Here is a 5,418-nt window from a genome sequence, read left to right as displayed (position 1 = left end):
CGCTTTCCGGGTAGGATGTTTTCGACCAAGATAAACAAACAACCGCAAAGCGCCTGATGAACAGGATATTCAACCAGCTCCTCAACGTCAAAGGCGTGGTGGTCGAGACCGTGCGGATCGTCGATTCGCCCCTGCGCCCCGAGCCCGTGCTCGAGGTTCGTGTGCGCCCGCGCAGGGGCATGCTCCGATGCTCACCGCTGTGGCAGACGTCGTCATGGTTACGACCAAGGTGGCGGCGTGCGTCGTTGGCGTCATCGGGATTTCGGCTGCTGGCGGGTCGAACTGGTCGCCATGATGCCGCGCGTGGACTGTCCCGGGTGCGGGGTCGTGGTCGCGTCCGTGCCGTGGGCGGAACCGGGCAGCCGGTTCACGCGCGACTTCGAGTCCGAGTGCGCGTGGCTGATGAGCGACCAAGCCAAGACGGAATTGAACCATTGGGTGTTCTGGGCGTCCCACAACCGTATCCCCGAGATAGTCGAACTCGCGAGGAGGATCAGGAGACGGCGCCCGGACATCCTCAGGACCATCCAACTCGGCTACTCCAACGCCAGGCTCGAGGCGTCCGACAACCGCATCAAGGTCACCATCCGCATGGCCTACGGCTTCCACCACGTCACCAACCTCATAGCACTCGTCATGCTCCGTTGCGGCGGACTCGACGTCCGACTCCCACAACCCGCAATCTAACCCACGAAAACAGCAGAAGCCTCAAAAGTAATGAGTAAATATGATAGTCTGGTCAAGTATATATGTATCCTTGACGGAGATAGTTTTGGCTCTTGGGTTATTGACCGTGAAAACGATGGAACGCTCGAACATCCAATTCAGATGCCATATGTAAGCTACTCTGATATGGTGTATCATTTTATCGATGATATATATGATTTTATCGACCATAACAAGGACATGGAGCTGAACCGTTACGGTGACATTCTGAATCAGAATGGCCTTAAATGGGGAAGCAAGTCTATGAGCACCGCAGATGTATCGAATCTGGATGCACAGTGCATCATGGCATTGATCACCGGAGCTGTCCGGGCAGAACGATTCTGTGATGGTGCTTTGCTTGGATTTTTCAAAGATGGCAGTATCCGGAAATGGCTGGAGCGACTGAAAGAACTTGATAATGGCAGCGGAACCGAGGTGAGATAAAGGCATGGCTGAAATTAAGAGCGTAAATGAACTGTTGAGCATGAATCTGAATATTCCGGACTATCAAAGGCCGTACAAGTGGGATATTCAAAACATCGACGATTTATTCCTAGACATCACCAATGCAATTAGTGATGCGGACAGATACAGAACTGAGTTCAAATACCGTATCGGAACGATCATCCTGCACAGAACAAAGAATGACACCTACGATGTGGTGGATGGGCAGCAGAGAATCATTTCTCTGGTGCTTCTAAAGCAATGCCTTGAACCGGGATTTGAGTGTTCGATTCTCCAGATAGATTTCACCAACAAGGTGAGCCAGTTCAACATTCACAGGAACTATGCGTTTATCAGAGAGTGGTTCTCCCTAAAGAGCGAAGATGTAAAACGGGACTTTATCCATGCCTTTGAGCATATTTTAGAGGTCGTCGTTGTTTGCGTAGACAAAGTAACCGAAGCGTTCCAGCTTTTCGATTCACAAAATACAAGAGGTAAGGCATTAGACCCGCATGACCTTCTGAAAGCGTACCACCTCCGTGAAATGAAAAAGTATCCCTATGAAATGGAACACGCTGTTACAAAATGGGAAGCAAAGGATACTGAGAAGATCAAAGAGCTGTTTGATCTATATTTGTTTCCAATCTTGAATTGGAGCCGAGGCATTAAAAGCAAACCGTTCATAGCCAAGGAAATCGACACCTATAAAGGTATCGCAGAAAGCTCAACCTATTCTTACGCACGACGGGCAAGCCGAGCTATGCCGTATTTCCAGATTACCGAGCCATTTATTTCCGGCAACGACTTCTTTGAAATGGTCGAGCATTATATGTATCTGCTCCAGGATATTAAGTCGGAGATCTGCAACAATCCCCGTTTCAAGGAGATTAAGCTGGTTATCTGCGGCGGCAAGGATGTAGAAACACCGGAAGAAATGGACAAAGTAAAGTTCGGCTCTGCCGGTTTCGGATACACGAAGAATCTGTTTTATTGTGCGCTGCTTTGCTATTACGACAAGTTCCATAACTTCGATGAAATGGCAGTCAAGAAGCTATTTTCCTGGGCGTTTATGCTCCGTGTAGATATGAAGACCCTGGGGTTTGACAGCGTAAACAAGTACGCTATCGGTGACGAAAATTCCAGATATACAAACACAATCGGTATTTTCTCCAAGATCAGCTTTGCCCGGATGCACCACGAAATATCCGGATTGCAGATAAAGGTACGGAGAGGACCGGACAGCCCATCCAATAACTTGTTGTATGACACGATCAAAGAAATCAATGGATATGGAGGTGCGGAATGAGCAAATTAGTAACTGAACTTCATATTATTGGTGAAAACGGCAATATGTTCGACACAGATATGGAGTACATAATCCCTCTATACCAGAGAGCCTATGCGTGGGAGGACAAGCAACTCACCCAGCTGATTGAGGATATTAACGATGTTGCGGAGGACTCCAATTACTACATTGGCTCCTTGATCGTTTCCAAGCAGTTCGGACGATATGAAGTAGTGGATGGCCAGCAGCGGCTTACCTCGCTGTATTTGCTGCTGAACTGCCTTGGAATCAAAACAAAGCCCACACTCACATTTGCGTGTAGAGAAAAATCGAACTATACCCTAAGAAACATTGAAGAACTACTGCTCGAAAACCGCAGCAAGATCGATATGGATCGGATTGAACCGGGAATCCAAAGGGGCATCAGGATACTATCTCACGAATTGACAAAGGATCATTTCGACAGGGAAAGCTTTATGGAAAAGCTGGCTAAAATTATCGTCTATCGGATTGAGGTTCCGGAGAATACCGATCTGAACCGCTATTATGAGATAATGAACACCAGAGGTGAGCAATTAGAGCAACACGACATTCTAAAGGCCACGCTTATGAGCTATTTGAGTGATGATTCTGAGAAGGGCTTGTTTGCGAAGATATGGGATGCTTGTAGCGATATGACCGGCTATGTGCAGATGCACTTCATCAGCAAGAACAATGCGGTAAGAGAGGCTATTTTCGGCTCCGAATGGAACAGTATGCCGCCTAACAGCTGGCAGAAATACAAAAAGGCTATAAGTGGAACGACACAGGAAACCACCGGACATAAAATCTGTGACCTGATCGAAAAGAACTTCAAGGTTGAAGATGATGAAGGCTATGTGGATGGTGATGTGCGTGTTCGCTTTGAAAGTGTTATTGAGTTTCCATACTTCCTGCTGCATACGCTGAAGGTCTATGTGAGTCTTTACGGTGTCACCCATGAAATAGCAACTTCAAAAATCGTGGATGAACTCTTGGATGATAAGAAGCTCCTTGATGCGTTCAACAGAGTTGTATCCTGCGGCATAACGGATACCGGCAGGATCGCAGACAGCAAAGAAGATTTTGCCAGAGGGTTTATTATTTGCCTGCTCAGAACCAGATACCTGTTCGATAAGTACATCATAAAGAGAGAGTACGCAAATGACAGCGCTGATGGCGAATGGAGCTTGAAGAGCCTGCATGTTTCCGGACAGCAATCGAAGAAGAAAGCATATTACGGGAACTCCGAGTTCACCCGTTCCGGCGAATGGACACGTACAGAATGGACACGTGCAAATGATTGGCGAACCAAGACCAATATTATGATGCAGTCCGCCTTGCGTGTTTCCTACACTTCCCCAAAGGTAATGCACTGGATTACCAAACTCTTGATATGGCTTTCGGAAGCTGATTGCAAGAATATCAAAAATGATGCCATTACAAAGTTTGATAAAGTTGCCGAAAACATCGCTATTGATGCAGTAAGGGAAAACTTCTTTCAGGTTTGTTCGAACGGCGTGTATGCGATGGGTGTCAATACTCCGCATATTGTCTTTAACTACCTGGATTACTTGCTGTGGAATGACGACCGGAACGGAAAGAAGAAGAAATACAGCGACTTTGTTTTTGAATTTAGAAATTCCGTAGAGCATTGGTATCCGCAGAATCCATCTGAGGGAACATTCGAGCAATGGAAGGATGGTGTTGACCAGTTTGGAAATCTCTGTATCATTCAGAGAAATGTGAACTCCAAATTTTCTAATATGTCTCCGGAAGCAAAGAAAAGTACATTTAAGGATATGATAGTCAAGGGGAGTATTAAACTTCGCATTATGAGTGAACTGACAGAAAAAAACGGCGACAAACCAGCCAGCCTTTACTGGAAGGAAAGGGCGTACAAGGCGCATGAAGAAGAAATGCTTGGCCATTTGAAAAAAGCTTGCAACATTGAGTAAGCAAAGAAGCCATAGCGACAACTCCAGGCGAGAGAGTGACAGCTATGGCTTTTCTTTACACTTCAGCGTTGAAATGCCAAACCTTGGCGGGTATTTCTCTGTTGTTGCCGCTGATCTTAATGTGGTCGGTATAGATGTTCAATTTCCAATGGTTGTACTCATTGGCGTTGTATCTTTTACATTCCTGAGTTAGATATGATTTCAGAACCTCCCACTTTACCATGAGGATGTTCCTACTCTTCAAGCGGAGCACAACAAGGGCTTTATCGGTTTCGCTCAGAACATGGGCTTGTTCTTCTGTAATATCAACCCAATAAAAACCTTGCGGATGCATCTTCGACTGAGGGGTGAAGAACGTGATGGTTTCGCCATTCTGTTTTCTCCCTCTAAACAAGATTTTGAGGCTTCTGCTGTTTTCCTGAGTTCTAAATAGAAGCGCAACACCTAAACCTCAACTCCCTATTGAACACATACACGGATCCGCCGCTACCTGCCCAAGAGGACCAGTCTCGACGGCCTGACGGACGCCGACCTGCAGGCCATCGTCCAGGAGATCAACGACACCCCCCATGAAGGTCCCGGACTGGGAAACACCCAACGAGGCTTGGTACCGCGAGCTCGGCAAGCTAATGTCGAGGACAAGCCACCCAAAGACGAGCATTGCACTTACAAATTGAATCCGGGCCAGCCACTCGCCAACAACGTATCGGTCCATTATATGTCAGCAACATTCTGAACTATCATGAACCATCAAGTACAACTAACTACTGAGAAAATCCAATCTTGCGAGAGGAAATTATGCGGCGGTGATGCTATTTCTGATCATCGTGCGCCATTGAACGCGGCTAATAGGAGAAACAGTCTGGAATTGTAAAGACCTCAGGATCGTAAGGGCCTCTCTGTCCAGGGTCAACAAACTACAAATTCTGCGATCCTGTATCATACAATCAAAGTTAATTCGTTCTAAACCATAATGATCGAACAATCTCTGTAACAAACCGCCCC

General features: G+C 46.7%; 5 protein-coding genes. 4 read left to right on the top strand and 1 reads right to left on the bottom strand.

What is annotated here, in order from left to right; translation table 11 throughout:
• The first annotated feature begins 237 nt into the window (after positions 1–237).
• Genes Q0526_RS03655 through Q0526_RS03640 form a run of 4 tightly spaced genes read left to right on the top strand, consistent with a single transcriptional unit; the run spans position 238 to position 4,413 of the window.
• Positions 238–687, top strand: coding sequence for a transposase (locus Q0526_RS03655; protein ID WP_007054859.1), 450 nt, complete (start codon positions 238–240; stop codon positions 685–687).
• 30 nt (positions 688–717) lie between these two features.
• Positions 718–1,152, top strand: coding sequence for a DUF6508 domain-containing protein (locus tag Q0526_RS03650; RefSeq protein WP_100986813.1), 435 nt, complete (start codon positions 718–720; stop codon positions 1,150–1,152).
• 4 nt (positions 1,153–1,156) lie between these two features.
• Complete coding sequence (locus Q0526_RS03645) at positions 1,157–2,458, top strand: DUF262 domain-containing protein (RefSeq protein ID WP_200406411.1); 1,302 nt, start codon at positions 1,157–1,159, stop codon at positions 2,456–2,458.
• Entirely contained in the window at positions 2,455–4,413 is a 1,959-nt protein-coding gene (locus Q0526_RS03640) for a DUF262 domain-containing protein (protein WP_298730940.1), read from the top strand. The genes Q0526_RS03645 and Q0526_RS03640 overlap by 4 nt, the downstream gene beginning before the upstream one ends.
• Positions 4,414–5,209: 796 nt before the next feature.
• Here Q0526_RS03640 and Q0526_RS03635 read toward each other — a convergent pair.
• The coding region (locus Q0526_RS03635; RefSeq protein WP_298730939.1) for a hypothetical protein at positions 5,210–5,418 on the bottom strand (209 nt) is incomplete at its 5' end.

It is taken from the genome of uncultured Subdoligranulum sp. (assembly GCF_937890665.1).
The sequence above is the reverse complement of the archived record's forward strand: the minus strand, read 5'-3'. Positions and strand labels throughout refer to the sequence as shown.